This is a genomic window from Streptomyces sp. NPDC014864, from assembly GCF_043081525.1.
Taxonomy (GTDB): domain Bacteria; phylum Actinomycetota; class Actinomycetes; order Streptomycetales; family Streptomycetaceae; genus Streptomyces.
In genome coordinates this window covers 146884-171733 of sequence record NZ_JBIBWT010000007.1, presented here as the reverse complement: position 1 = coordinate 171733, position 24850 = coordinate 146884, and the positions used below count along the sequence as shown (strand labels likewise).

General features: G+C 75.3%; 17 protein-coding genes. 7 read left to right on the top strand and 10 right to left on the bottom strand.

The genetic code is table 11. The annotated features are described in order from the left end of the window. Nucleotides 1–24: 24 nt before the first annotated feature. The 4 genes from ACF1A5_RS15065 to ACF1A5_RS15050 all read right to left on the bottom strand — a co-directional run bounded on the left by ACF1A5_RS15065 (nucleotide 25) and on the right by ACF1A5_RS15050 (nucleotide 6250). The gene (locus ACF1A5_RS15065) at nucleotides 25–2937 is read right to left on the bottom strand and encodes an ATP-binding protein (RefSeq protein ID WP_392193280.1); all 2913 of its coding nucleotides are present in this window, start codon (nucleotides 2935–2937) and stop codon (nucleotides 25–27) included. Nucleotides 2938–3113: 176 nt separating this feature from the next. After that, nucleotides 3114–4118: a (-)-alpha-amorphene synthase gene (locus tag ACF1A5_RS15060; RefSeq protein ID WP_392193279.1), complete on the bottom strand. Its 1005-nt coding sequence runs from the start codon at nucleotides 4116–4118 to the stop codon at nucleotides 3114–3116. Next, a complete protein-coding gene (locus ACF1A5_RS15055; RefSeq protein ID WP_392193278.1) occupies nucleotides 4102–5535 on the bottom strand; it encodes a cytochrome P450 in 1434 nt (477 codons plus the stop codon). The genes ACF1A5_RS15060 and ACF1A5_RS15055 overlap by 17 nt, the downstream gene beginning before the upstream one ends. 319 nt (nucleotides 5536–5854) lie before the next feature. Beyond that, complete coding sequence (locus ACF1A5_RS15050; RefSeq protein ID WP_392193277.1) at nucleotides 5855–6250, bottom strand: DUF5997 family protein; 396 nt, start codon at nucleotides 6248–6250, stop codon at nucleotides 5855–5857. Between the two features lie 58 nt (nucleotides 6251–6308). Between ACF1A5_RS15050 and ACF1A5_RS15045 the strand changes: the two genes are divergently transcribed. Further along, the gene (locus ACF1A5_RS15045; protein ID WP_392193276.1) at nucleotides 6309–7151 is read left to right on the top strand and encodes a LysR family substrate-binding domain-containing protein; all 843 of its coding nucleotides are present in this window, start codon (nucleotides 6309–6311) and stop codon (nucleotides 7149–7151) included. Nucleotides 7152–7162: 11 nt separating this feature from the next. Here the strand turns inward: ACF1A5_RS15045 and ACF1A5_RS15040 are convergent, their stop codons facing one another. Further along, on the bottom strand, nucleotides 7163–7639 hold the full coding sequence (locus tag ACF1A5_RS15040) for an Lrp/AsnC family transcriptional regulator (RefSeq protein WP_392193275.1): 477 nt from the start codon (nucleotides 7637–7639) through the stop codon (nucleotides 7163–7165). A 328-nt stretch (nucleotides 7640–7967) separates the two neighbouring features. On the opposite strand from ACF1A5_RS15040, the gene ACF1A5_RS15035 reads away from it, so the two are divergent. Together ACF1A5_RS15035 and ACF1A5_RS15030 are read left to right on the top strand one after the other, a co-directional pair. Next, on the top strand, nucleotides 7968–9464 hold the full coding sequence (locus ACF1A5_RS15035; RefSeq protein ID WP_392193274.1) for an FUSC family protein: 1497 nt from the start codon (nucleotides 7968–7970) through the stop codon (nucleotides 9462–9464). Between the two features lie 690 nt (nucleotides 9465–10154). Further along, nucleotides 10155–11195, top strand: coding sequence for a lactonase family protein (locus ACF1A5_RS15030; protein WP_392193273.1), 1041 nt, complete (start codon nucleotides 10155–10157; stop codon nucleotides 11193–11195). Nucleotides 11196–11283: 88 nt separating this feature from the next. On the opposite strand, the gene ACF1A5_RS15025 is transcribed toward ACF1A5_RS15030, so the two are convergent. From ACF1A5_RS15025 to ACF1A5_RS15010, 4 genes are all read right to left on the bottom strand, one after another. After that, on the bottom strand, nucleotides 11284–12207 hold the full coding sequence (locus ACF1A5_RS15025; protein ID WP_392193272.1) for a sirohydrochlorin chelatase: 924 nt from the start codon (nucleotides 12205–12207) through the stop codon (nucleotides 11284–11286). Between the two features lie 192 nt (nucleotides 12208–12399). Then, nucleotides 12400–13398: an N-acetylglucosamine kinase gene (locus tag ACF1A5_RS15020; protein WP_392193486.1), complete on the bottom strand. Its 999-nt coding sequence runs from the start codon at nucleotides 13396–13398 to the stop codon at nucleotides 12400–12402. 164 nt (nucleotides 13399–13562) lie between these two features. Next, a complete protein-coding gene (locus ACF1A5_RS15015; RefSeq protein WP_392193271.1) occupies nucleotides 13563–14240 on the bottom strand; it encodes a uracil-DNA glycosylase in 678 nt (225 codons plus the stop codon). A 203-nt stretch (nucleotides 14241–14443) separates the two neighbouring features. Beyond that, complete coding sequence (locus ACF1A5_RS15010) at nucleotides 14444–15601, bottom strand: WD40/YVTN/BNR-like repeat-containing protein (RefSeq protein ID WP_392193270.1); 1158 nt, start codon at nucleotides 15599–15601, stop codon at nucleotides 14444–14446. Nucleotides 15602–15826: 225 nt separating this feature from the next. On the opposite strand from ACF1A5_RS15010, the gene ACF1A5_RS15005 reads away from it, so the two are divergent. Next, the gene (locus ACF1A5_RS15005; RefSeq protein ID WP_392193269.1) at nucleotides 15827–16456 is read left to right on the top strand and encodes a hypothetical protein; all 630 of its coding nucleotides are present in this window, start codon (nucleotides 15827–15829) and stop codon (nucleotides 16454–16456) included. Between the two features lie 431 nt (nucleotides 16457–16887). On the opposite strand, the gene ACF1A5_RS15000 is transcribed toward ACF1A5_RS15005, so the two are convergent. After that, entirely contained in the window at nucleotides 16888–18702 is a 1815-nt protein-coding gene (locus tag ACF1A5_RS15000; RefSeq protein ID WP_392193268.1) for an acyl-CoA dehydrogenase family protein, read from the bottom strand. A 72-nt stretch (nucleotides 18703–18774) separates the two neighbouring features. Here ACF1A5_RS15000 and ACF1A5_RS14995 point away from each other — a divergent pair, with 72 nt between their 5' ends. From ACF1A5_RS14995 to ACF1A5_RS14985, 3 genes are all read left to right on the top strand, one after another. Beyond that, nucleotides 18775–19524, top strand: a complete 750-nt coding sequence (locus tag ACF1A5_RS14995; protein ID WP_392193267.1) for a PaaX family transcriptional regulator C-terminal domain-containing protein — start codon at nucleotides 18775–18777, stop codon at nucleotides 19522–19524. Between the two features lie 222 nt (nucleotides 19525–19746). Further along, complete coding sequence (locus ACF1A5_RS14990) at nucleotides 19747–20451, top strand: hypothetical protein (protein ID WP_392193266.1); 705 nt, start codon at nucleotides 19747–19749, stop codon at nucleotides 20449–20451. Nucleotides 20452–20460: 9 nt separating this feature from the next. Further along, nucleotides 20461–24786 (top strand): HAD-IC family P-type ATPase, encoded by a 4326-nt coding sequence (locus tag ACF1A5_RS14985; RefSeq protein ID WP_392193265.1) that lies wholly within the window; start codon nucleotides 20461–20463, stop codon nucleotides 24784–24786. Nucleotides 24787–24850 lie beyond the last annotated feature (64 nt).

Sequence of the window (24850 nt, the reverse complement as noted above, 5' to 3'; positions counted from 1 at the left end):
TTCCTCCGGCGACCGCCCCGCCCCTCACTGCCTGGGGCGGGGAAACGTCTCCAGTGCCTCGGCGAGGCCCACGGCGTCCGTGCCGACCTTGCGGTAGACGGAGGAGAGCAGCTGCCGCACCCCCTGACCGGTGAGGTGCAGTTCCCGCGCCACGGCCGCCACCGGTCGCCCCTGGGCCGCCAGCTCGGCGGCCCTGCGTTCCTGAGCGGTCAGCGTGTCCGTCTGCGGGTAGCGCAGCGGGAGCGGCCGCAGTCCGGCGGCGGAGAGTTCCTCCCGGGCCTGACCGGCCAGCGCCTCGGCGCCGCAGTGCACGGCGCTCTCCAGCCCCTGGTAGAGCCGGTCGGCGGCCTCCTGCAGCCGGCCGTTCCGGGACAGCGCGGCGCCATGGCCGACCAGGGCGCGGGCCAGATCGTAGGCGGCGGGGGAGCGCTCCAGATGGTCGACGGACTCCGCGTACAGGTCGAGTGCGGCCGGCCCGGCGGTCACCTCGGCCAGGGTGCACAGCGCGCCCCCGATCGCGGAGGCCGCCCCGAAGTCCCGGGCACGCTTGACGGCCTCCTGGGCGAGGCTCAGCGCCCTGCCCGGCGCGGTCGCCGCCAGCGCCGACGCCAGGTCCGACTGCCATGGACACCAGGCCGGGTTGCGCCAGGCCCGGGCGTCCAGCCAGTCACCCACCTCGGACAGCAGCCGCGCCGCTTCGGGGTGCCGTCCCTCCGCCAGCAGCAGCTCGGCGTAGACCGTGCGCGGGTCGGGATAGATGACGGCGTTCGGGACCACGTCCCCGTAGTGGTAGGCGTCGGCCAGTTCACGGGCCTCCCCGACACGCCCCCGGGCCAGCAGGGTCTGGACGAGGACGCCGATCGCGAACCACTGGGCGGGCACCGCGCCCTCCACCCGGTCGGCGGTGCGCAGTCCCGCCCGGACCAGCTCCTCGGCTTCGGCCAGGCTTCCGCGGCGGTAGCGGATGTAACCGAAGAGGGTCTGCCCGACGGCCAGGTGCGAGCCGCGCCAGCCCTTCTTCTCGCATTCGGCGATGCCCGCGGTGAACAACTCCTCGGCCCGCCGCGGCTGGTCGCAGTACATGAACGCGAGGGCGACGGAGACGGGCACCTCGAAGCCCCGGTTCTCGTCGGTCCAGCTCATACCGCCTCGCAGGGCGTCCTCGGCGCAGGACAGCACGGTCCGCCGCGGCTCGCCGCGCACCAGCGCGTCCCAGGCCCGCAGGCCGAGGATGTACCGCTCCTCCAGACTGCGGCCGGTCAGCCGCTCCGCCAGCCGTGCCAGGCGGCGCGAACGGGCGGCCGAGTCGGGCTCATCGGTGCGGAAGGCGCTCCACACGAAGTGGTCGGCCTGCATCCGCAGCCGGACACGGCCGTTGGGGGCGCGGTGCGCCTCCTCGGCGGCCACGGTCGCGGCCTCGGCCATCCGGTCGGTGTGCGCGAGGGCCTGGGTCAGCCGGTAGACGATGGAGGCGCGCAGGTCGGGATGGACGCCCGGCTGCTCCAGCGCCTCCCGGAGGTGGCTGACCGTGGCCGTGGGTTCGATCAGGAAGGTCGAGCAGGCCAGTTCGTGCAGGAGAGCGGCGCGCTGCTCCGGCAGGGGCGGCTCCTGCAGCGCGCGCAGCAGCAGCCGCCGGGCCGCCTCCGGGGCCCCGGCCCGCAGATACTCACGGGCGCCCTCCCGCAGGCACGCGACCGCCTCGGGCCGGTTGTCGCAGGGCACCTCCAGCAGGTGCCGGGCGGCCGCCGTGGGGCCGTGCCCGGCCGCGCGGACGGCATCGGCGGCCGCGTTGTGCAGACCGACGCGCACATGCGGGGGGATGGACCGGTAGATCGTCGTGGCGGTCAGCGGGTGCACGAACTCCAGCCTGCCGCCGGGGCCGGTACCCGCGGCAAGGATCCGGGCGGCGCGCAGCCTCTCGGTCGCCTCGGCGGCCTGCTCGATGCCGACCACGGCGATGGTGGCCGCGAGGTCGGGAGAGATGGAGGTGCCCAGGACGGCGGCGGCCCACGCGAAGTGGACGGTGGTGACGCCGAGTTGGTGCAACTGGTCGATGAGGCCCGGCCCCTTGACGGCCGCGGCGAGGTCCCGCATGGCGGGCAGGTCGTCCCGGGTGCCCTTGAGACCGCGTTCGCCGAGCCGGATGGCGAGTTCGACGGTCTCGAACGGGCTGCCGTTGGTGACCTCCCGGCATTCGTCGCAGAACGCGTTCTCGGCACCCTCTCCCACCTGCTCCCTGACGATCCGCGCCACTCCGGCGGTGGTGAGCGGCTTGAGCGTGTGGGGGCGGTTTCCGTGGCCCTCGACCAGGGCGCGGAAGCCGGAGGCCTCGGGCGGCAGTTCGTCCGGGCGGTAGGCGACGACGATCAGCAGGGGGAGGCCGGCGGCCCGGGGCGCGAACGAGGTGAGCCAGCTCAGCGACTCGAGATCGGCCCAGTGCAGGTCGTCCAGGAGCAGGACCAGGGGCGCCTTCACCACGGCGAGACGGGTCATGACCCAGTCGAGTCCGTCGCGCACTCCGGTCGGGTCCGGGACGGGGGACGGGTCCGAGGCCTCCAGACCGAGCGCGGTGGCGACGATGTCGTACCAGCTCCCGAGGAACGTCCGGCGCTGCGGCTCGTCCATCGCCGCCAGCGCGGGCTGGACGAGCTGGCGCACCATCCGGAACGCCAGCTCGTGCTCGTTCTCCCCGCCCTTGGCCGAGAGCACCGTGAAGCCGTGCTCCGCGGCACGGGCGCGGACCTCGCCCATCAGCGCCGTCTTGCCCAGCCCGGCCGGACCGCGGAAGGCGAGCAGTCCGCCGTGCCGCGCCCCGGGCACCGCGTCGGCCGCCTCGCGCAGGCCCGCCAGCGCGGTCTCCAGCGCGCGCACCTCCCGATGGCGCTCGACGAGCAGCGGCCGGTGCCCGGTGATCGGTTGCCGCAGCCCATGCGCCATCTGCCGTACCGCTTCCTGTTTTTCCGGTTTTTTCGGCCTTCGGGGAGGCAGCGTGAGCGTACGCCTTTCCGGGCGCCCCTTGAACGGGTCCGGGGTGTCACGACAAGGAAGGGTGAATCGTCGGCGGTTGCGGCCCGGAACCTCACTCCTTTCGGTAAAGTAGTCAGACTGTCTGGTCAGAAGGCTGGCGAGGTCGCCGCGTCCGCGTAACGCGGCACGCTCCGGGACCAGTGGTAGCACCCGCGGATCCAGCCGGTCATGCCGTCCACATAGCCGACACCCGCCGGGGTCAACTCCGGCTCCACTCGGGCGCGAAGCGTCTCGAACTCCCGGACGGCCCGGTTGATCTGACGGATCGCCAGCATGACGGCCACCGGAAGCGAGCACCGGTGGGTGCTCCGATGGGCCAGGGCGAGATTGATCACTCCGCCGGCGCGCTGCTCCTTCACCGCCGAGAAGAGGTCCGCCGTCCACACCGCGGCATCGACCGACAGCCGTCGCAGCCGCTGCACGAGTGGGTGATGGATGTCCTCCGGCGTCGGCGGGCAGGACTGCGCCGCCTCGTAGAGCGGGTAGAACGGTTCGACACCCGCGGTGAGCGACCGGATCGACGTGCACACGCCCATCCGCAGCGGGGCGGAGCCGGCCTGTGCCACCGCCTCGTACATCAGACCGTGCACGTACTCGCGGCTGTGCCACGCCCAGCGGGCCGCCTGCGCGGGGGTGCACCGTTCCCGCACCTGCCGGTGGAGGTCGGTGAGGGCCGCGCCGAGCACGGTGGTGGGCGCCTCGCCGTCCCGCAGTACGGCGACGCTCTCGCACAGCATGGGCAGCAACCGCTCCGGGGACCGCCGGCCGACCACCTCCGCCCGGTCGTCGAAGACGAACTGGTAGGCGATCTGGTTCGCCACGATGCGGAGGATCTCCGGATCGGCGGTCGGGCTGGTGTACGACGCGAGCTGGGCCGGACGGGTCCGCGTGATCATGTCCGCCACCTCCGGCTCCGCGGTCAGCCCGCGCTCGCGCAGCCATACGTCCATGCCGGCCGCCGCCTCGGTCTCGTGACGGTTGCTGCGGAACGGGAAGGGCATGTGCAGCTGGGCGTCGATCAGATCCCGCAGACTGGCGGTCGGCCTCCCGCGCCCCTCGGCGAGCGTGCGTTCCTCATGCGTCGTCGACATCACGGTCACCTGCCGTTCGGGAGTCCTGTTCCCGGGAATCCACCGTCGCCCGGGGAGCGAGGGAACGCGCCTGCCACGGTGTGCGGACCGGTTCCTGCGCCCGCGGCGCGCACCACATCACCAGCGACCTCGGCCCCAGCGTCACCGCGGGGCGCGGCGCGGCGACCGGTCCGGCCGGGTGGCGCAACCGCCAGCGGGCCGCGACGGCCGCCAGGGCGACCATCGCCTCCGTCACGGCGAAGGAGTCACCGATGCACTTCCGGCTGCCCGCGGCGAACGGCAGCATCGCGCCGTGCCGCACGCCGCCGGCGCGGTCCGGCAGCCAGCGCTCCGGCAGGAAGCGGTCCGGTTCGGGGAAGGAAGCGGGGTCGTGGTGGAGCAGATAGGGGCTGTAGAGCACGGTGGCCCCCCGGGGCAGGCGGCACCCCCCGAGTTCGGTCTCCTTCATGGTGACACGGGTGAAGAGCCAGCCGGGCGGGGAGTGGCGCAGCGTCTCCGTGACGACGCGGCGGGTGTGGACGAGGCGGGGAAGGTCGTCGGGGCCGGGCCGGCGGCCGCCGAGGACCGTGTCGACCTCGGCGTGCAGACGCTCCTCGGCCTCGGGGTGCCGGGCGAGCAGGCTGAAGGCGGAGGCCAGGCACAGTGCCGTCGTCTCGACTCCGGTGAGCAGGAGCGTGATGAGGTGGTCGTGGACCTCCCGCTCGGTGATCGCCGCAGCACCGTCGCCGCCGTCCGCGGCCGCCAGCAGGGTGCCGAGCAGGTCGTCGTGGTCGGGCCCCGCACGGCGTTCCGCGACGGCCGAGGTGACGATCGCGTGCAGCCGGGCGACCGCGCTCCGGTAGCGCCGGTTCGCGGGGGTGGGGACACGGAAGGGGGCGTCCACCGGGACCACGGTGCGGGCGAACAAGCCGCGCACGATGGCGGACAGACAGCCCCTCACCTCTGCCGCCGTCGCCTCGTCGAGAGTGTCGGAGAGCAGGACGCGGCCGGTCACCCGGGTGGTCAGGGCCATCATCTGCGCGCTGACGTCGATCCGCTGCCCCGGCCGCCACGTCCGGCACACCGCCTCGGCCTCCTCGCCCATCAGACGGGTGTGCGCGGCGATCCGGGCCGGGGTGAAGCGTGGTTGCAGCAGCCGGCGCTGCCGGCGGTGCGTCTCCTGACGGCTGGTCACCAGTCCGTCGCCCATCAGCAGCCGCAGCCTGTCGTACTGCGGACCGCCCTTGTCGAAGGAGCGCGTGTCCAGGAGCATCCGGTGCACCAGCTCGGGGTGGCACACGACCCAGGCGCGCGTGGGGCCCAGCCGTATGCGAACCAGATCCCCGTGCGCCGGTAAGGAATTGAGAAAAGCCAGCGGCCGACGGAACAAGGCGATACCGTGGCTCAGGAAGGGGAATATGCCGGGCGCAGTACCCACAATCCAGGTTCGGTCCGCTTCGGGCGCGACACGGCTCACCGACAACCACCTGCCTCAGTCGACACACACGGGACGTGCGATCTTTCAGGGCTTGGCGCTCGCTTCAAGTCCTGCCCAGTCCAACGTGTTCTCGGCCTCCTCACCCCCTCTCCGTGGGGGCGCACAGAAGCGCGACGAGGCACCCGTCGAACGGACTTCGATACGCGGGGCAGCGACTGGCTACGGGTGAGACCGCCGCCCCCGGGCCAGGGCCCGGGATCGGGGCCCGGAGCCGGGGCGGCAGGGACGGGTCAGGGATTCCGGGGACCGTCCCGGAGGGCTACGCCCGATCCTGCTCGGCGCGCTCGGCGTCCCGCTTCTTCAGGCGTGCCGACTCCTTGCGGGCCTCGGCCTGGGTGGCGCGCTCCTTCTCCAGCCACTCCGGCCGCTCCTCCTTCAGCGCCTCGATCTGCTCGGTGGTGAGCGCGTCGGTGATCCCACCGCGCGCCAGACCGGAGATGGAGACACCCAGCTTGGCCGCGACCACCGGGCGGGGATGGGGACCGTTGCGCCGCAGTTCCCGCAGCCACTCGGGCGGATCGGCCTGAAGTTGGTCGAGCTCGGTGCGCGATACGACGCCCTCCTGGAAATCGGCGGGCGTGGCGGGGAGGTACACGCCCAGCTTCTTCGCCGCGGTGGCGGGCTTCATCGTCTGGGCGGTCTGGTGCGACTTCATGGTGCCCAGACTATCGACCGCGGAGAAGGCCTCCGACCACGCCGGGTAACCTGGCGGGGTGACAGGCTCGGAAGCATCCCCCCAGTTCCGGCTCGCGTACGTCCCCGGGGTGACGCCCGCCAAGTGGGTGCGGATCTGGAACGAGCGCCTGCCCGACGTCCCGCTCACCCTCCTCCAGGTCCCGGCCGCCGAGGCATCCGATGTGCTGCGGCGCGGCGACGCGGACGCGGGAGTGGTACGGCTGCCGATGGACCGTACGTTCTTCAGCGCGATCCCCCTCTACACCGAGACGACGGTGGTGGTCGTGCCCAAGGACCACCTGATGACCGCCGCGGACGAGGTGAACCTCGAGGACCTCGCCGAGGAGGTCCTCTTCCATCCGCTCGACGACGTGCTCGGCTGGGAGCGGCCTCCCGGCGAGCCGGCGTTCGAACGCCCGGCGACCACCGAGGACGCCGTCGAGCTCGTGGCGGCGGGGGTGGGCCTGCTGGTCGTCCCGCAGTCCCTGGCCCGTCTCCACCACCGCAGGGACCTGACCTACCGGACGGTCGTGGACGCCCCGCAGTCCGGTGTCGCGCTGTGCTGGCCGGAGGAGGCGACCACCGATCTGGTCGACGACTTCATCGGGATCGTCCGCGGGCGGACGGCCAACAGCACCCGGGGACGCCGACCCCAGCAGTCCTCCGCGGAAGCGGGGGGCAAGCGGTCCGAGGGCGCCGGCTCCGGCGCCCGCCGCAAGCCCACGGCGGGCGGGAAGACCGGCGGGAAGACCGGCGGAGCGGCGGGCAGGACCGGCGGCACGGCGGGGAGGAAGACGTCCGGCGGCCGAGGCGGGCGCGGCGGCTCGTCCGGCGGCGGCTCCAAGGGCGACGGCCGCGGCCGGCCCCGCCGCCGTTCGTAGCGGGGCGCGCGTCACCTCTTGGCCGTACGGCCGATCGACTCCACCAGCGGCAGCAGACGGTAGGGGACCCGCTCGCGCAGGGCGACCTCGGTGCGGGTGCGGACCACGCCCGGGAGGCTGATGAGCTTCTGGATCACGTCTTCCAGGTGGGCGTTGTCGCGGGCCACGACCCGGGTGAGCAGGTCGCCGCCGCCCGTGATCGAGAACGCCTCGACGATCTCCGGCACCCCGGCCAGCGTGTCGCCGACCTCGTCCAGGTGACCCTGGGTGACCTCGATGTGGACGAACGCGAGGACGGGGTGGCCGAGCGCGGAGGGGGAGAGCGTCGGGCCCGTGCCGGTGATCACTCCGTCCCGTTCCAGCCGGTCGAGGCGGGCCTGGAGCGTGCCGCGCGCGACACCGAGGATCCGGGCGTACTCGCGCACGCTGGTGCGCGGCTGCTCCAGCAGCAGGCGCAGGATGCGGGTGTCGAGCTCGTCCACGGCCACGATGGTGCCGGCCTCCCTGGTGCGGTGTGATCACTTCCGACTGTACCAATGGCTCAGACGGGTGCGGCCGGGGTGAGCCAGAGGGAGGCGTCCATTGGCCCGGTGCCGGGCCCCTGCATCGCTCCCGAGGTGGGCCAATGGCTCAGTGGTGCACCGGACACTTGAGCCAGAGGCCGCCCGGATGCTCTCATGGTCGCGTCGATGGCGCTGCGGATCCCGCGGCGCCTTTTTCATGCCGGTGCGCCACGGGGCCCCGGCGGTGCCCGTGCCCGCGGTGTTCCCGCCGTCACGGGCCTGGTCACAGGTCTTCCGAAGGGGGCGGTAATCCGTGCTGAAGAGGGTGTTCGCGGCTCCGGACCCGGGCCGGATCCGACTGCGCTTCGCCGCCCGGGCCGTACTTGGCCTCGGCCTCGCGGTCGTGGTCTGCGGCCTGGCCGGACACTCCCTGGTGGGCGCCGTCACCGGCGGCCTCGCCGCCCTGCTCGCCCTCTTCACCGTCGCCGACGCCACGGTCCGCGGCCAGGCGGTCACCACCGCGCTGCTGCCGGTCGTCGGCCTGCCCGTGCTCGCCGCCGCGGCCGAACTGCACGCCCACCCCGTGGCGCGTGACCTGACCTTCCTCGCCGTGGTCGGCGCGGGCGTCTACGCACGCCGCTGGGGACCGCGCGGGCACAGCCTCGGCGTGTTCGCGTTCATGACCTTCTTCGTGGCGCAGTTCCTCCACGCCACGACCGGCCGACTGCCCGAGTTGTTCTCCGCCGTACTGCTGTCCGTGCTCAGCGCGGCGGCGGTGCGCTTCGGGCTGTGGTGCTACGAGCGCCGGCTGCCCCCGGTCGCCGTGCCCGCCCCGGCCGGCGGCACCGGACTCGCCCGCGTGACCACCCGGCAGGCCGTCCAGGCGACAGCCGGCGCGGGTTTCGCGCTGGTCGTGGGCCAGCTGATGTCCGGGCAGCGCTGGTACTGGGCCGTCGGCGCCACCTGGTGGGTCTTCGTGAACACCGCCTCGCGCGGCGAGACCCTGGTACGCGGCTTCCGGCGCGTCCTCGGCACGGTCATCGGCATCGGACTCGGCTTCCTCGTCGCCGTCCCCCTGCACGGAGCCCCGCTCCCGACCGCAGTCCTCGCCGCCGTCAGCGTCTTCGGCATCTTCTACACCGCCGCAGTCTCCTACACCTGGATGATGCTCTGGGTGACGCTGCTCGCCGAGTCGCTCTACGGGCTTCTGGGCGTGATGAGCCCCGGACTGCTGGCCCTGCGGCTCGTGGAGACCGGCATCGGCGCGCTGGGAGCCGGGCTGGCCGTGCTCTTCGTCCTGCCGGTCACCACCCACGCCGTCACCGACTCCTGGATCCAGCGTGCCCTGCACTGCGTCCACGCGTGCACCGGCGAGGCCGCGGCACGCCTCGCGGGTGCCGCGGACGCCGACCCCGCGCCGCGCGTGGCCGAACTGGAGCAACTGCTCGGCCGGGTGCGGCTGTCCGTGGCACCGCTCGTGCACCCGCTGAACCCCATGCTGGGCCGCAAGCGGCGCGCCCGCCGGGTGCTCGCCCTGCTCGACGACTGCGCCCGTGAGATCCGCGGCCTCGTCTCCGTCGCCGCCGACCCGGTGGCCTCCCACGACGCACGGCTGGCCGCCGCGTGCTGGCGCGTGGAGGCCGCGGTGGAGGCGCTGACCACCGGCGGCGCCGATCGCGTCGACGTGGGCACCGCCCGGCCGCCGATCGCGGAACCCGCTCTCGCCCACCTGCACGGGCTGGAGCGGGCCCTCGCCGACCTGGCCGAGCCCCTGCGGACCCCGCCGGGCTCGCCCCTGGTCGGCGCCTGACGACCGTCCCTCGCGCCGTGGGGCTCGTCACGCGGGCGCGAACGGGCCGCAGGGCCGCGCGCCCGTCGGACGGCCGGGCCGCGTGGGTGTCCCATGACCGGAGGGGGCGCGGGGTCTCGGACGCCGGGGCGGTCCGGGGTCTCGGCCGCCGCGGTGTTGCGGAATCTCGAGCGCCGGAGCGCCGGAGCGCCGGCGGGGCTCCAAGGGCCGGGTCGGCGCTGATCCAGAGGAGCCGGGACAGTACGGAGTCTCCCGACAGCCGGGGCGGTACGGGCCCTCGTGTGGCCGGGGCCGCACGGACGCTCGGCGGCGCGGGGCCCCGAACGCCTACCGCCGTGGCCGTCCTCGAACGCCGGGACAGCGGAGGTCCCGGGCGCCCGGGGTATCCCGGGGTCCCGGACGGACCGGGGCCGCGCGACGCCTCGAACGCCGGAGCACCAGGTCGAGGGGCCGGCGTGACGGAGGGCCTGCGACACCCCGCGTGGCGCAGGGCCTCCGACGTCTACGTCGCCTACGTGGCGCAGGGCCTCCGACGTCTACGTCCGCCTGCGCGGCGCGGGGCCTCCCGCGCCGAAGGCGTGCGTGCCCGCCGAAGTGCCGCGACGGCGCGTCTCTCCGCTTGGTCTAGACCGATCTTGATCGGCTGCTACCGTCGCCCCGAACGGCACGGGCGAGCGAGAGGGGACAGCTGTGGCGGACGGCGCGACGCGGCGACGGCGGGCTTTCATCGGATCGTTCACGGCGGAGGGCGGCCCCGGTGTCGTCACCGCGGCCGTGGCCGGGGACGGCGGCGCGCTGACCGTGCTGAACCGCACGGACGGAGTGCGCGACCCGTCCTACCTGGCCGTGTCGCCGGACGGCGGCACGCTCTACGCGGTCAGCGAGACGGCCGAGGGAGCCGCGGTCGCCTACCGCGTGAAGGGGGACACCGTCGAGCTCGCCGGGTCTCCGGTACGGGTCGGCGGCAGTGGCCCCACCCACCTGAGCCTGGTGGACGGGCATCTGCTGACCGCCAACTACGGCTCCGGCAGCGTCAGCGCCGTTCCCGTCCGGGCCGACGGGCGTCTCGCGCACAGCCCGTCCGACGTGCTCCAGCACACGGGCTCCGGACCGCACGAGCGCAGGCAGCGGGGCCCGCACGTCCACCAGGTGCAGCAGGATCCGAGCGGCGGCTGGGTCGTCAGCGTCGACCTCGGGACGGACTCGGTCCGGGTGTGCACGCTCACGCACGGCAAGCTCCTGCCGCACCGGGAGATCGCGCTGCGCCCCGGCTCCGGCCCGCGCCACCTGGCCTTCCACCCGGACGGCGTCCATGCCTACGTCGTGAACGAACTCACCCCCACGGTCACCGTCTGCCGCTGGGACGCCGCCGCCGGCTCGCTCAGGCCGCTGGCCGAGACGCCGGTGCTGCCGGACGCCCCCGCCGGTGACGCGTACCCCTCCGGCATCGTCGTGGCGCCGGACGGGCGGTTCGTGTGGATCGCGACGCGCGGTGAGGACGTGCTGTCCCTGTTCGCCGTGGAGGAGGGCGGGGACCGGCTCCGGCTGGTGGCGGCGGTCTCGTGCGGGGGTCACTGGCCGCGCGCCCTCGCCCTCCACGACGGCTTCCTCTACGTCGCGAACGAGCGGTCCGGGGACGTGACCTGGTTCGCCCTCGATCCGGAGACCGGGCTGCCGGTGCGCGCCGGTGCGGTGCGAATCCCGGCGGCTTCCTGCGTGGTCTTCGGCTGACCGCGGGCGAGCGGCGAAGCGAAGGGCCCCGCTCCTCGGTGAGGGGCGGGGCCCTTGGGCGTACGGGTGGTGCGGTGGAACGCCCTGCTCAGCGAACCGGCGCGCCCTGTGGCTGCTGCGGGGCGATACCCAGGGCCGTCGTGTACTTGGCCAGGGCGAGCTTGCCGATCGCCGGGTAGGGGCCGAGGGGCTCGGCGGCCGCGCAGCCCGCCTCCTCGGCCGCCGCCGCGACCAGCCCGGCGTCGATCTCCGGGCCGATCAGGTACGGCGCCAGCGCCAGCTGCTGCGAACCGGAGGAGCGCAGCTGCTCGGCGACGGCCGTGATGGAGCCCTCCTGGTCGAGGGCGGCCGCCATCACCGGCACGGCGAGGCGGGCGGCGAGCAGCATGCCGGTGATACCGGCGGCCTGCACGGCCTCCTCGCCCCCGACGGAGGCCAGGACGATGCCGTCCGCGGCGGTCGCCACGGTGAACAGGCGGGCGCGGTCGGCGCGGGCCAGACCGGCCTCGGACAGGCGCACGTGCAGCGCCTCGGCGAGCAGCGGGTGCGGACCGAGCACGTCGGTCAGCTCCGCAGCGACCCGGCTGTCCATGACGGCCTGGCGGATCTGACGCAGCAGCGCGCCGTCCGGGCCGGCCAGCAGCGGGACCACGACGGCGACGGGGCCGTCGGGCTCCTTGACCTCCAGGCCGGCGGCGACCGCCTGCTCGTAGCGGGCGGTGCGCTCCTCCGCGGCCTGCGCGAGCACGAACTGCAGCGAGGGGTGCTCGGCGTCGTCCCCCTCGACGTAACCGATCCGGGCGTCGAGGCCGGGAAGCTCGGAGCGCGCGATGCTCACGACCTCCTCGACGAGGCCGCGCGGGGCGGCGCCGGGCGTGCCCGGCACCGCGAGGACGAGCGCGGGCGCGCCCTCGGGCGCCGCCAGCGGTTCGGGACGACGGTGCCGTCCGGGCTGGCGGGGGCGCGGCATTCGTACTGGCAGGCCGGACGCGGGCCCAGTGGGGGAGCTCATGGCGCCGCATGTTACTGGCTTTCGGGGCTCCCCTGTTCGGGGAGGGTGCAGGTGAACGGTATCCGTCCGGTTTTGTCTGATTGAGTTACGTACGGATCCGAACGCCGACGCACAGAATCGGGCCGGATGTGACAACTTGCCTGGAACATGGCCGCACTTGTCCGACATGCGCGGACGTGGGGCTCGATTCCCTCACGGGTGGGCGACGTGGAGCATCCTCTCGTCCCCCGGCAGGGTGAGAACGCCCTCGGCCAGGGCGGTCGCGATGCGCACGGAGCCGTGGAGCGGGTCCCCCTCGGCGGGCACACGCCGGGCGTGCGGCAGCCGCCTGGCCAGTTCCCGGTCCAGGGGTGCGAGAAGGGGGTCGCCCATCTTGAACAGGCCACCGGTGAGGGCGATCCGGGGCTCGCCCGTGGGCGGGCAGACGGCGGCGGCCGACTCCGCCATGTGCCGGGCCGCGGCGCGCAGGATCCCGGCCGCGACGGGGTCGGCCGGGGCGCAGGAGGCGACCCGGGGCGCGAACGACGCCAGGACGGCGGCCCGGTCCGCCCGCGGGTAGATCGTTCCGGGCAGCTCCGGCATCGGCCCGAACACCTCTTCCGCGCAGGCGAGCAGGGGGGCCGAGCCGCCGTCCCGTCCGTCGTGGGCGCGCAGCGCGGCCTCCAGCCCCGCACGGCCGATCCACGCCCCGCCGCCGCAGTCGCCGAGCAGGTGGCCCCAGCCGTCGGCGCGGCGCCAGCGGGTCAGGTCGGTGCCGACCGCGATGAGTCCGGTCCCGGCGGCGATCACGGCGCCGGGCCGTGCGCCGAGGGCGCCGGTGTAGGCGGTGACCCCGTCGGCCACCAGCGCGACCGTCCGCACGCCGAGCTCCCGGGCCAGCGCGCCGGGCAGTTCGGCGCGCAGGGCGTCTCCCAGGCTGGCGAGCCCGGCGGCGCCGACGACGGCCGTCCCCAGTCGCCCCACGCCGGCCTCGGCCGCCAGCGCCCATGCCATGGGGGCCAGTTGGTCCATCAGATGGGCGGGGTCGATCCCTCGGGCGCCGGTCCGTACCGGTTCCCCGGACCCCCGCTGCGGGCGCGCCGACGGGTCGTCCCCGGGCACTCCGACGACGGCCCGGAGCCCGGACCCGCCCGAGTCCACGGCGAGAAACCCGCACACGTCGGACCTGCGCGCAGCGCCGCCCGCCGACAGCGGCGGTGCCGAGCCGCTTGCCGACGGCGCGGGCGCCGGCCCGCCACCCGGCCGCCGCTCCGCACCGGCGCGCGCGACCCGTTCGGCACCGGCCTGCCGGTCGTCCCCCGCCGCGCCCGCCCCGCCGGGCTCGGTCGGGGGCGGTCCCGGTGGGCCGTCGGGCGTCACGGCAGTCGCCAGTCCACCGGTTGGCCGCCCTGCCGGATCAGCAGGTCGTTGGCACGGCTGAAGGGGCGGGAGCCGAAGAAGCCGCGGTCGGCCGACATGGGGGAGGGGTGGGCGGACTCCACCGAGGGCAGGTCGCCCAGCAGCGGACGGAGGTTGCGCGCGTCGCGGCCCCACAGGATCGACACCAGCGGCTTGCCGCGCGCCGCCAGGGCGCGGATCGCCTGCTCGGTGACCTCCTCCCAGCCCTTGCCGCGGTGGGCGGCCGGCCGGCGCGGGGCCGTGGTGAGCGCCCTGTTGAGCAGCAGGACGCCCTGGCGGGTCCAGGGCGTCAGATCCCCGTTGGACGGCTGCGGCAGCCCCAGGTCGCTCTGGAGCTCCCGGTGGATGTTGATCAGGCTGCCGGGCAGGGGGCGCACATCGGGCGCGACCGAGAACGACAGCCCCACCGCGTGCCCCGGGGTCGGGTACGGGTCCTGCCCGACGATCAGGACGCGGACGTCGTCGAAGGGTTGCTGGAAGGCCCGCAGGACGTTCTGCCCGGCCGGAAGGTAGGTGCGTCCCGCGGCGACCTCCGCGCGCAGGAAGTCGCCCATCCCGGCGATCCGTCCTGCCACGGGTTCCAGCGCCTTCGCCCAGCCCGGTTCGACGATCTCATGCAACGGTCGTGGTGCCACGGGCGTCACCCTACTGCCGGGCACCGGCCGACGATCAACCGGTGGCCCCTCGGCGACCGAAGATGACCGAACCGCCCCCGAAAGTGAACGACCTCTTCTCTCCCGGTAGTTCACGCCCCCGGAGTCCGGCGGCGGCCCGCTCGGCGTGCCCCGGACCCGGGCGGCCGCGTCCGTGCGCACGGCACCGGCCTCCGCGTACGTGCTCAACCGATCACCGCCGCGCGCACGCACAGCACGTCCGGCAGATGGGACGCCAACTGCCGCCAGCTGTCGCCGTCGTCCGCCGAGGCGTACACCTCGCCGTTGCGGTTGCCGAAGTACACGCCGGCCGGGTCCCCGTCGTCGGTGCACAGCGCGTCGCGCAGCACGGTGCCGTAGTGGTCCTCCCGGGGCAGACCGGCCGTCAGCGGCTCCCAGCTCTTGCCGGCGTCCGCCGTGCGGAACACCCGGCACCGGTGGTCGGCGGGCACCCGGTCCGCGTCGGCGTTGATGGGGAACACGTACGCCGTGTCCCCGCGGTGGGGGTGGGCGGCCGCGGCGAAGCCGAAGGTCGAGGGCAGGCCCGCGCCGATGTCCGTCCAGTGCGCGCCCGCGTCGTCGCTGCGGTACACCCCCCAGTGGTTCTGCAGGTACAGCCGGTCGGGGTCGGTCGCGTCCTGCGCCACCTTGTGGACGCACTGCCCGAATTCCGGGTTGGGATCGGGCAGGAACACCGCGGAGACACCGGAGTTGGCGGGCGCCCAGCTCGCGCCGCCGTCGACGGTGCGGAACACCCCGGCGGTGGAGACCGCCACCGTGACCGCCTTCGGGTCGCGCCGGTCGGTCACCACGGTGTGCAGACCCTCACCGCCCCCGCCCGGCACCCACTTCGACCGCGTGGGGTGCTCCCACAGGGGCCGTACCAGTTCGAAGCTCTCGCCGCGGTCCTCGGAGCGGTACAGCGCGGCCGGTTCCGTGCCCGCGTACACCACGTCCGGCTCGGCGGCGGCCGGGTGCAGCTGCCACACGCGCTCGAGCGAAGCGCCGGTGTCCTTGGGGAACTTGACCGCCGGCCGGGCGGGCTCGGTCCAGGTGCGGCCCAGGTCGTCGGAGTGGAACACGGAGGGTCCCCAGTGCGAGCTGTCGCCTCCGGCCAGCAGCCGCGTGGTGCCGCCCCGGGTGTCGACGGCGACCGAATAGACGGCCTGCGCGTTGAAGTACGGGCTGTCGTCGAACTCCCAGGAGCCGCCCCGCCGCCGTCCGATGAACAGGCCCTTGCGGGTGCCTACGGCGAGCAGTACCTCGGTCATGCCGATCACCTCCGCGACATCGTCGTCCGAGACCTCCTCGTCCCGGACACCGGCCAGTCTGCACCCCACCACTGACAGTCACCCCCGCAGCCGCGTCGCCGCAGGTCAGAGCGGCAAGACCGAGACGCCTTACCATCCCGGCCCGGCCTGCTTCCACGGATTCCGGCAGAACCGTGCGTGAGGGCCGGGACTCGTGGGAACGTCGATTCGGGGGGATCACCGTGAGCATCGAGGACCCCTCCTTCGTATGGGAGGGCGGTCCGGCATGTCCGTGCGCTCGTGAGGAGGATGCCTTCGATGGCGTTCCGTGGTCCGAAGGTGTGGCTGTGGCGGTGGCGCCGCAATCCGCTCAGACGCCGCGCCGACGCGGTGGAGGCCTGGGTGGTGCTCGGCGCCTGGCTGTGCACCGTCCTCGCCGGGGTGCTCGCCGGATGGACGGCGGCCCGGGCCGTGGAGCACGGGCTGGCCCGGGAGCGTGTCGAGTGGCGGCCCACGCTCGCCCTGGTGGCGCGGCAGGCGCCCGGCATCTCCGTCGGGACCCAGTCGCGCGACGAGGGGGCCGGGGAGGTCGGGGAGGAGGACGGCGACCGGGCGAGCGACGGCCTGAGGGTGTGGACGAAGGTGCGGTGGAACGGCGCGGACGGCTCCGCGCACACCGGCCAGGTCAGGGTCCGGCCCGGCAGCGCGGCCGGCACGCCCGTCACCGTGTGGACCGACCCGCAGGGCCGGCTGGTGACCCGTCCCGCCACGGCCGCCCAGGCCCGGACGCGAGCCGTGGTGATCGGCGGCCTGGTGGGGACGACCGCGGCCGCCTTCCCCCTGATCGGCGGCCGGGTCCTGTGCCGCCGCCTGGAGCGCCGGCGGATGGATCAGTGGGACGCCGAGTGGGCACGTTTCGGCCCGCTGTGGGGCCGTAAGACCTGGTGAAGCCGGCCCGCCGCCCGCCCGGCTCCGGACGGGCGGCGGCCCGGGCCGCACCGGAGCCCGGGCTGGGCGAACGGCGCTCCGAGCTGGAGTTGTGCCGGAGCCCGGGGGCCGGGCGAACGGCGCTCCGAGCCCGAGCCGTGCCGGAGCCCGGAGCTGGGCGGGCGGCGAGGCGCGCCAAAGCCCGGGGGTCGGACGGGCAGCGGCCCAAGCCAACGCAGAGCGGGAGCCCGGGGGCCGGATGGGCGGCGCTCCGAGCCGGAAGCCGCGTCGGAGCCCGGGACCGGACGGGCGGCACTTCGAGCCGGAGCCGCGCCGGAGCCGCGGGCTGGACCGTCATGCCCCAACCCGAAGCAGAGCCGGAGCCGAGGGCCGGACGGGCAGTGACCCGAGCCGGAGCCCGAGCCGCGCCGAAACCGGGGGCCGGACGGCGTTCAGTCCCGGTCCGGCAACGCCCGTCCCAGGATCGTGCCGAGGTCCGCGGTGCCGGGCAGCGTGCCGAAGGCGTGTCCCCAGTCGCCGCCGAGCCGGGTCGCGCAGAAGGCGTCGGCCACCGCGGGCGGGGCGTACCGGACCAGCAGGGAGGCCTGGAGGGTCAGCGCCATCAGCTCCACCAGGCGGCGCGCGCCCACCGGGGACGCCTCGGTCAGCTGGTCCTTCAAGCGGGTCACGGCCGCGTCCAGCCGGGCGTCGGCGCCCTCGGCGGAGCCGAGTTCGGCGAACAGCGCCTCCGCCGCGCCGGGCTCCCGGCCCAGCGCCCGCAGCACGTCGAGCGCGTTGACGTTCCCCGACCCCTCCCAGATCGACAGCAGCGGCGCCTCGCGGTAGTGCCGGGGCATTCCGGACTCCTCGACGTAGCCGTTGCCGCCCAGGCACTCCAGGGCCTCCGCCGTGAAGGCCGGCCCGCGCTTGGTGACCCAGTACTTCCCGACGGCGGTCGCGATCCGCCGGAACGCCGCCTCGCCGGCGTCTCCCCGCACCACGCGGTCGGCCGCACCGGCCAGCCGCAGCGCGAGCGTCGTGGCGGCCTCCGACTCCAGCGCCAGGTCGGCGAGGACGTTCCGCATGAGCGGCTGGTCGGCCAGCAGCGCGCCGAAGGCGCGGCGGTGGCGTACGTGGTGGCCGGCCTCCACGAGCGTCTTGCGCATCAGGGCCGCCGACATCATCACGCAGTCCAGCCGCGTGCAGTTGACCATCTCGATGATCGTCCGGACGCCCCTCCCCTCGGGCCCGACCAGCCAGGCCACGGTCCCGTCGAACTCCGGCTCGGACGAGGCGTTGGACCGGTTGCCGAGCTTGTCCTTGAGCCGCTGGATGCGGAAGGTGTTGCGACTGCCGTCCGGCAGGACGCGCGGCACCAGGAAACAGGACAGGCCCCCCGGGGCCTGCGCCAGCACCAGGAAGACGTCGCACATCGGCGCCGAGGTGAACCACTTGTGCCCGCGCAGCGTGTACACGCCGGGCTCGGCGGTGGGCGTGGCCGTCGTCGTGTTCGTCCGGACGTCCGAACCGCCCTGCTTCTCGGTCATCCCCATGCCGGCCAGCAGACCCGGCTTCTCGGCCGGGACCCGCAGCCCCGGCTCGTACACGCGGCTGGTCAGCAGCGGCTCGTAGACGGCGGCGAGTTCGGGCTGCGCGCGCAGGGCGGGGACGGCGGCGTACGTCATCGACGTCGGGCAGCCGTGTCCCGCCTCGGTGTGGCCCCACACCAGACCGCGCGCGGTGCGGGCGACGTGGGCGCCGGGACGGTCGTCCGCCCACGGCGCGCCGGCCAGCCCCTCCGCGACCGCGGTCCGCATCAGGTGGTGCCAGCTGGGGTGGAAGTCCACCTCGTCGATCCGGTTGCCGTACCGGTCGTGGGTACGGAGCACCGGCTCGTGCCGGTTGGCCAGCTCGCTCCACTCCTGCACCTCGGCGCTGCCGGCCCGCAGCCCGAGCCGCCGGAGTCCCTCCTCGGCCCAGCCCGCGCCCTCACGCCGCAGTCCCTCCAGCAGGGCCGTGTCCTCGGAGGCGTCGTACGGGGCCAGGGGAGGGGCCTGGTTGGTGACGTCGTGGGTGCCCGCATGCGGCCACTCGCCGGGGTGTGCACCCTGGTCCCCGCCGGGATGGTCGCCCTGGAGTCCGCCCGGGTGTCCTCGCTGAGCCCCGTCGGAGGGGTCGCGCCGTCGTCCGCCGGGCTGCTCGCCCTGGTGCCCGTCCTGCGGGCCGCCCTGCCGGTCGTGTCGTGTGTGCGGGAGTGTCGAGGCCATGCGGTCAGTGTTGCACTTTCGCTGCGACCGTAGCAATGATGCAACATCAACGGATCCGTACAGTTGGCGACCATGAACGTGTCTGAGGAGCCCGCCGGGGTCGGCCTGCGCCCGCTGTCCGCGCGGTCGGTCGTCCTCAGCCTGCTGCTGGGCACCCACCCGCCCGAGCTGCCCGTCAAGGTCCTCGTCCAGGCGGTCGAACCCTTCGGCGTCGCGGGCTCGACCCTGAGGGCGGCGCTGAGCCGGATGGTGGCGGCCGGGGACCTGCGGCGTACGGACACCGTCTACCGCCTCAGCGACCGGCTGCTGGAGCGCCAGCGCCGCCAGGACGCGGCCGTGCACCCCGAGACCCGGCGCTGGGACGGGGAGTGGGAGATGGTCGTCGTGACGGCGACCGGCCGGGGACCCGCCGAACGGGCCGAGTTGCGCGCGCGGCTTGCCGAGCTCCGCCTCGCCGAACTGCGCGAGGGCGTCTGGCTGCGGCCCGCCAATCTGCGAAGGCCCTGGCCCGAGGACCTCGACCGGGTGTCCGAGCGCTGTCGCGCCCGCCCCGAGCGGCCCGCCCGCGAGCTGTCCGCGCGTCTCTGGCCGCTCGACGCCTGGGCGGCCACGGCACGGGCGCTGCTCGCCCACGTGGCCCGGACGGACCGGCCGGCCGACCGCTTCACCGCTCTCGCTGCCGTCGTACGGCACCTGCTGGCCGACCCGGTCCTGCCGCCCGAACTGCTCCCGGCGGACTGGCCCGGACCGGCCCTGCGCACCGCGTACACCGACTACCAGCGGGAGTTGACCGAGGAGATGCTCGGCCGCGCAGGGCGGTAGGGGCCTGCCCGACGCGCATCGTCGGCCGCGCGCCGTGCCGTCGGGAGCGCCGCGTGCGTCCGTCGATTCCTCCGCGCCCGGTACGTGGTGTGCCGGGACGGCCCGTGCCCAGTGGCGAGGGTGCGGTCCGTGGCGTTCCCTGGGAGAAAGCGGGACGACCAGCGCGTTGCCGGGTGCCGGGCGGCCACGGAAAGCGCTCTCACACCACGGTCGAGGAGAGTCATGGCTGAGCAGAAGTCGTCGTCGGTCCTTACGGCGCCCCTGCGCGGCGCAACCTCGGTGCTGCGGAGGGTGCCGGGCGCCGGGACGGTCGGCAGGACGGCGCAGGGAACGCTGGACAAGATCGGCGCCGTGTCCCCACGCGGGCGCCGGCTGGTGGTCTACACGGGTGCCGGGGTGCTCGGTGTCATGGGGGTGGTGGAGTGGCCGGTCGCCGTGACCGGCGCGGCCGTTGCGTGGTTCACCCGGCCCCGGCCCACGGAGACCACGGGTGCCCCGGCCGCGACCGGGAAGCCCGCGCAGGGTGTCGCGCGTTCGGCCCGGAAGCCGGCGGAAGCCGCCGCCCACCGGCCTCACGAGCCCGCGCGCCAGGTCGCTCCCACGGCCCAGGAGCCCGCGCGCCAGGGTGTTCCCTCGGCCCAGGAGCCCGCCCCCTCGGCCCCGGAGCCCGCGCGCGATGTCGCCTCCGCGGCTCTGCGATCCACCCAGGAGCCCGGCGCGAAGCCCGGCGGCCGGGCACCCGCGCCGGCGCGCTCCCAGGCGCCCAACGCGCCCCGGCCCACCGCCACCCGGTCGGCACAGAAGCCGTCGCCAGAGGCGGCTCCCCCGGCAGAGACGTCCGCCGATGAGCAGGGCGAGGCGCCCGCGCCCGGCGCGTCCACCGGCCCCCTCGGCCCGACGGCGCGGCCCGGCCGCACCACCCGCTGAGGGCGCGCCATGGGGTTCCGACTGCTGACGGCGCCGTCGGCCGCCGCCCGGCTGCTGCCCGCGGCCCCCGGCATGCTCGCGCGGGCCGCGGCGCCGGCGGTCGGGGTGGCCGCCGGGGCGCTGGCGGGCACGGCACGCGCCGGCGTACGGAGCGCGGACTCGGCGGCGCGGGTCGCGCGGGTCGCCCGGCACGCGCTGCCCGGCGGAGGAGGGCACTGGCGGTCGGGCGCGCGGGCGCACCTGGCGCTGCGGCCCGCGGAACCGGAACAGGTGCGGCGCGCGGGCGGCCGGGAGCATCTGGCACGCCGGGTCGCCGAGACCCTGGCGGAGCATCCGGACGTGGCGTTCGCGTACTGGGACGAGGGACTCGCGCGTCTGGTGGTGACCGTGACCGAGGAGGAGCTCGGCGACCGGGTCGTGGACCAGGCGGCCGAACTCGCCGAGCAGCACGGGCTGATCCTCGCGGGCGGCTTCCCGGACGAGGTCACGCATCCCTCCGACCCGGCCGGGGTGCGCACCGCCTCCGCCACCCTCGCGGCCGACGTCACGGGCATCCTCGCGGGGGTCGCCGCGTACGCCCTGCGGCTGCCGCCGTCGCCCCGGATGGTGACCGCCGCGGTCACCCTGCTGCGGGAGAACCCGCGCTTCCGGGCCTGGCTGCACGCCCGGTTCGGCGGCGACCGTATGGATCTGCTGCTGGCCTGCGTGAACGCGGCCGCCCACGGCGCGGGCCAGACCCCCACCTCGCTGGTGCTCGACGGAGCGCTGCGGACCTGCCAGCTCGGTGAGACGGTGGCCCGCCTGGCCGCCTTCGACGCGGTCCACGACGAGCTGTGCGCACCCGACCGGGTCAGTGTCGCCGGGAACGGCTTCCCGCGCCCGCCCCTGCGGGTGTCCCCGGCCCAGGACTACGCCGCCCACTCCTCCGCCGGCAGCGTCCTGGGCGCCGTGGCGACGCTCCTGGTCAAGCACGAGGGCGCCGAGGCGGCCGAGGCGGTGCTCGCCGGCTCGCCCAAGGCCGCGCGCTACGGGCCGGCCGTGTTCCACGCGCTGCTGAGCGCGGCTCTGTCCCGGACGGGCGTCCTCGTGCGCGCCCCCGAGCGGCTGCGGCAGCTGGAGATGGCCGACACGGTCGTCCTGCACCCGAGTGCGCTGCGCACCAAGGACGGCGAGGCCGATCCGTGGGTCGAGCCCGTCATGGACGCGGCGCGCCGGGCCGGGCTGCGGGTCGTGGTCGTGGACGACCCCGTCCTGGAGGACTTCACCGCGCTCGCCGACCAGGTCGTCGACGTGCGGCGCCCGTTGGACGACGTCGTGTACGAGCTGCGCGGTGAGGAGGGCACTGTCGTCGTGGTCGCCCGCGTGGGCTCCGCCGACGAGCACGACCTGCTGGCCGGGCTGCGCGCCGGCGACGTCGCCGTCGCCCTCACGGACCGGGACAGCGCCGTCGTGTGGGGCGCGGACCTCCTGGCCCTGCACGGACTGCCCGACGTGTGGCGGCTGCTGACGGCCATTCCCCCCGCCCGCGAGATCGGGCACCGGTCGCAGACCCTGGCCCGTTCCGGTGCCGCGCTCTCCGGTCTGCTGGTGGCCATCGGCGAGTCCAAGCGCGGGCGGGGGAAGCGCACCGTGCTGCCCGGACTGCGCCACGCGCCGGTCGACATCGGCGCGGCGGCGGCCTTGCTGTCCGGAGCGCGCGCCGCCCTCGGCGTGGCGACCGCGCGTGCGCCGCACCCGCGACCGCGCGTGCACTGGCACGAGCTGGACCCGGACGAGGCCCGGCTGCGGCTGGAGCGGGAACCCGGCGCCGTGCCCACCCCGTTCCAGCGGGCAGCGGCCCGGATGCGCAGGGCCGTCCACAGCGTGACCCGGCACCCCGTCGTCGCCCCGGCGCGGTGGACCGTGGAACTGGGCGGGGCCGTCCGCGGAGAACTGCACGACCCGCTGACCCCCGTGCTCGCGGTGGGCTCGGCCGCGTCCGCGATCCTCGGCTCCGTGGTGGACGCCCTGCTCGTCGTCGGCGCCCTCGATCTGAACGCCCTGGTCGGCGGCATCCAGCGGCTGCGCGCCGAGCGGGCGCTGTCCGGGCTGGTCGCGGAGCAGAAGCGGAAGGCGCGCGTCGCGCCCCCGGAGACGGAGGCACCGGCCGGCGGCACCCTGACGGTCGACGCGGGCAAGCTCCGCCCGGGCGACGTGATCGAGCTGAAGGGCGACGACGTGGTGCCCGCGGACGCCAGGCTGCTGTGGGAGGAGGGTCTGGAGGTCGACGAGTCCGCGCTGACGGGGGAGTCCCTTCCGGTGCAGAAGCAGACGGACCCGACCCCGCACGCCCCGGTCGCCGACCGGAGCTGCATGGTCTTCGAAGGCACGACCGTGGTGGCCGGTCAGGCCCGGGCCGTCGTGGTGGACACCGGCGAGCGCACCGAGGCCGCCCGCGCCGTCCACCTCGCCGCCCGCAGGCCCCCCGCGGGCGGTGTGCAGGCCAGGCTCCAGGAACTCACCGGCAAGGCACTGCCGCTGACCCTGGCGGGCGGCGCCGCCGTGACCGGTCTGGCGCTGCTGCGCGGTACGGCCATCCGCGAGGCGGTGAGCGGCGGTGTGGCCGTCGCCGTGGCCGCCGTACCGGAGGGCCTGCCGCTGGTGGCCACCGTGGCGCAGCTGGCGGCCGCGCGGCGGCTGAGCCGGGGCGGGGTCCTCGTCCGCACCCCGCGCACGCTGGAGGCGCTGGGCCGGATGGACACCCTCTGCTTCGACAAGACCGGCACGCTCACCGAGAACCGGCTGCGTGTGGTGCGGGTGGCCGACGCCGGCGGCACGGTCCGCCGGGCGCGTGACGCGGCCTCGGCGGACACCCTGCGGACGGCGGCGCGGGCCTGTCCGCGGCTGAACGGCGGCTCGCGGCCGGACGGCGGCTCCGGCCGACCGGTGCACGCCACCGACGAGGCCGTCCTGGACGCGGCCGGGCGGGACCCGGACTGGACGCAGCTCGAGGGCCTCGACTTCGAGGCCGGCCGGGGGTACGCCGCCGCCGTGGGCCGGGTCGCGGACGGCCCGCGCGTGCTGGTGGTCAAGGGCGCCCCGGAGACCGTGCTGCCCGCCTGTGCCGGCCTTCCCGCCCATGCCTCCGAAGCCGCCCACGAACTGGCCGGTGCCGGGCTGCGGGTCCTGGCGGTGGCCGAACGCCGGCTCCGGGAGGACGAGGCCGGGACGGACGCCCTCGAAGAGCCGCGGGAGCTGGTGTTCACCGGGCTGCTGGCGCTGTCGGACGTCCCGCGCGAGACCTCCACGGTCCTGGTGGGCGGACTGTACGAGGAGGGCGTACGTCCGGTCATGCTCACCGGCGACCACCCGCAGACGGCCCGGGCCATCGCCACCGAGCTGGGCTGGCCGGAGGACACGGTCGTGGTCACCGGGGACGAACTGGCCGCCGCCGACCGCTCGGCCAGGGCGCGGATGCTGCGCGACGCCGGGGTGGTCGCCCGTGTCGCGCCCGAGCAGAAGCTCCAGGTGGTGGAGGCGCTGCGCGACGCGGGCCGGGTGGTCGGCATGGTCGGTGACGGCGCCAACGACGCGGCCGCGATCCGCGCCGCCGACATCGGCGTCGGCATCAGCGCCCGGGGCTCGGCCGCCGCGCGCAACGCCGCCGACATCGTCCTCACCGACGGCGACCTGACCGTCCTGATCGACGCGATCGGCGAGGGCCGCGCCCTGTGGCACAGCGTCGCCGACGCCATCGCCATCCTGATCGGCGGCAACGCGGGTGAGGTCGGCTTCGGCCTGGTCGGCACCCTGCTGTCGGGCACCGCGCCGCTGTCGACCCGTCAGATGCTCATGGTGAACCTGTTCACGGACCTGTTCCCGGCGATGGCGGTGGCGGTGACACCGAAGGAGGACCCGGCGCAGGCACGGGCCGGCTCGCCGGAGGACGTGGCCGGCGGGGTCCTGGGCGACCCGCTGATCCGGCAGATCCGCCATCGCGCCCTGACCACCTGCCTGGGCGCCGTCACGGCCTGGCTGATCGGCCGCTTCACGCCGGGCACCGCCCGCCGTTCCAGCACGATGGCGCTGTGCGCGGTGGTCGGCACCCAACTCGCCCAGACCCTGCTCGACCGCCGTGGCAGCACCCTGGTCCGGGTGACGTCCCTGGGCTCCGCCCTCGTCCTGGTCGCCGTGGTCCAGACCCCGGGGGTCAGCCGCCTCGTCGGCTGCACCCCGCTCGGCCCGGTGGCCTGGGCGGCCGTCGCCGCGGCGATCGCCCTCGCCCTGGCGGGCCAACGGACCCTGCCCCGCCTGGAGGAGACGATCACCCGCCTGCTGCCGACGGAGCGCTCGTAGAGGCAGGGCGCCGCCTGCGGCAGGGGGCCGGCCGGCCAACCAGCGAGCCTGCCGGTCGGCCCGC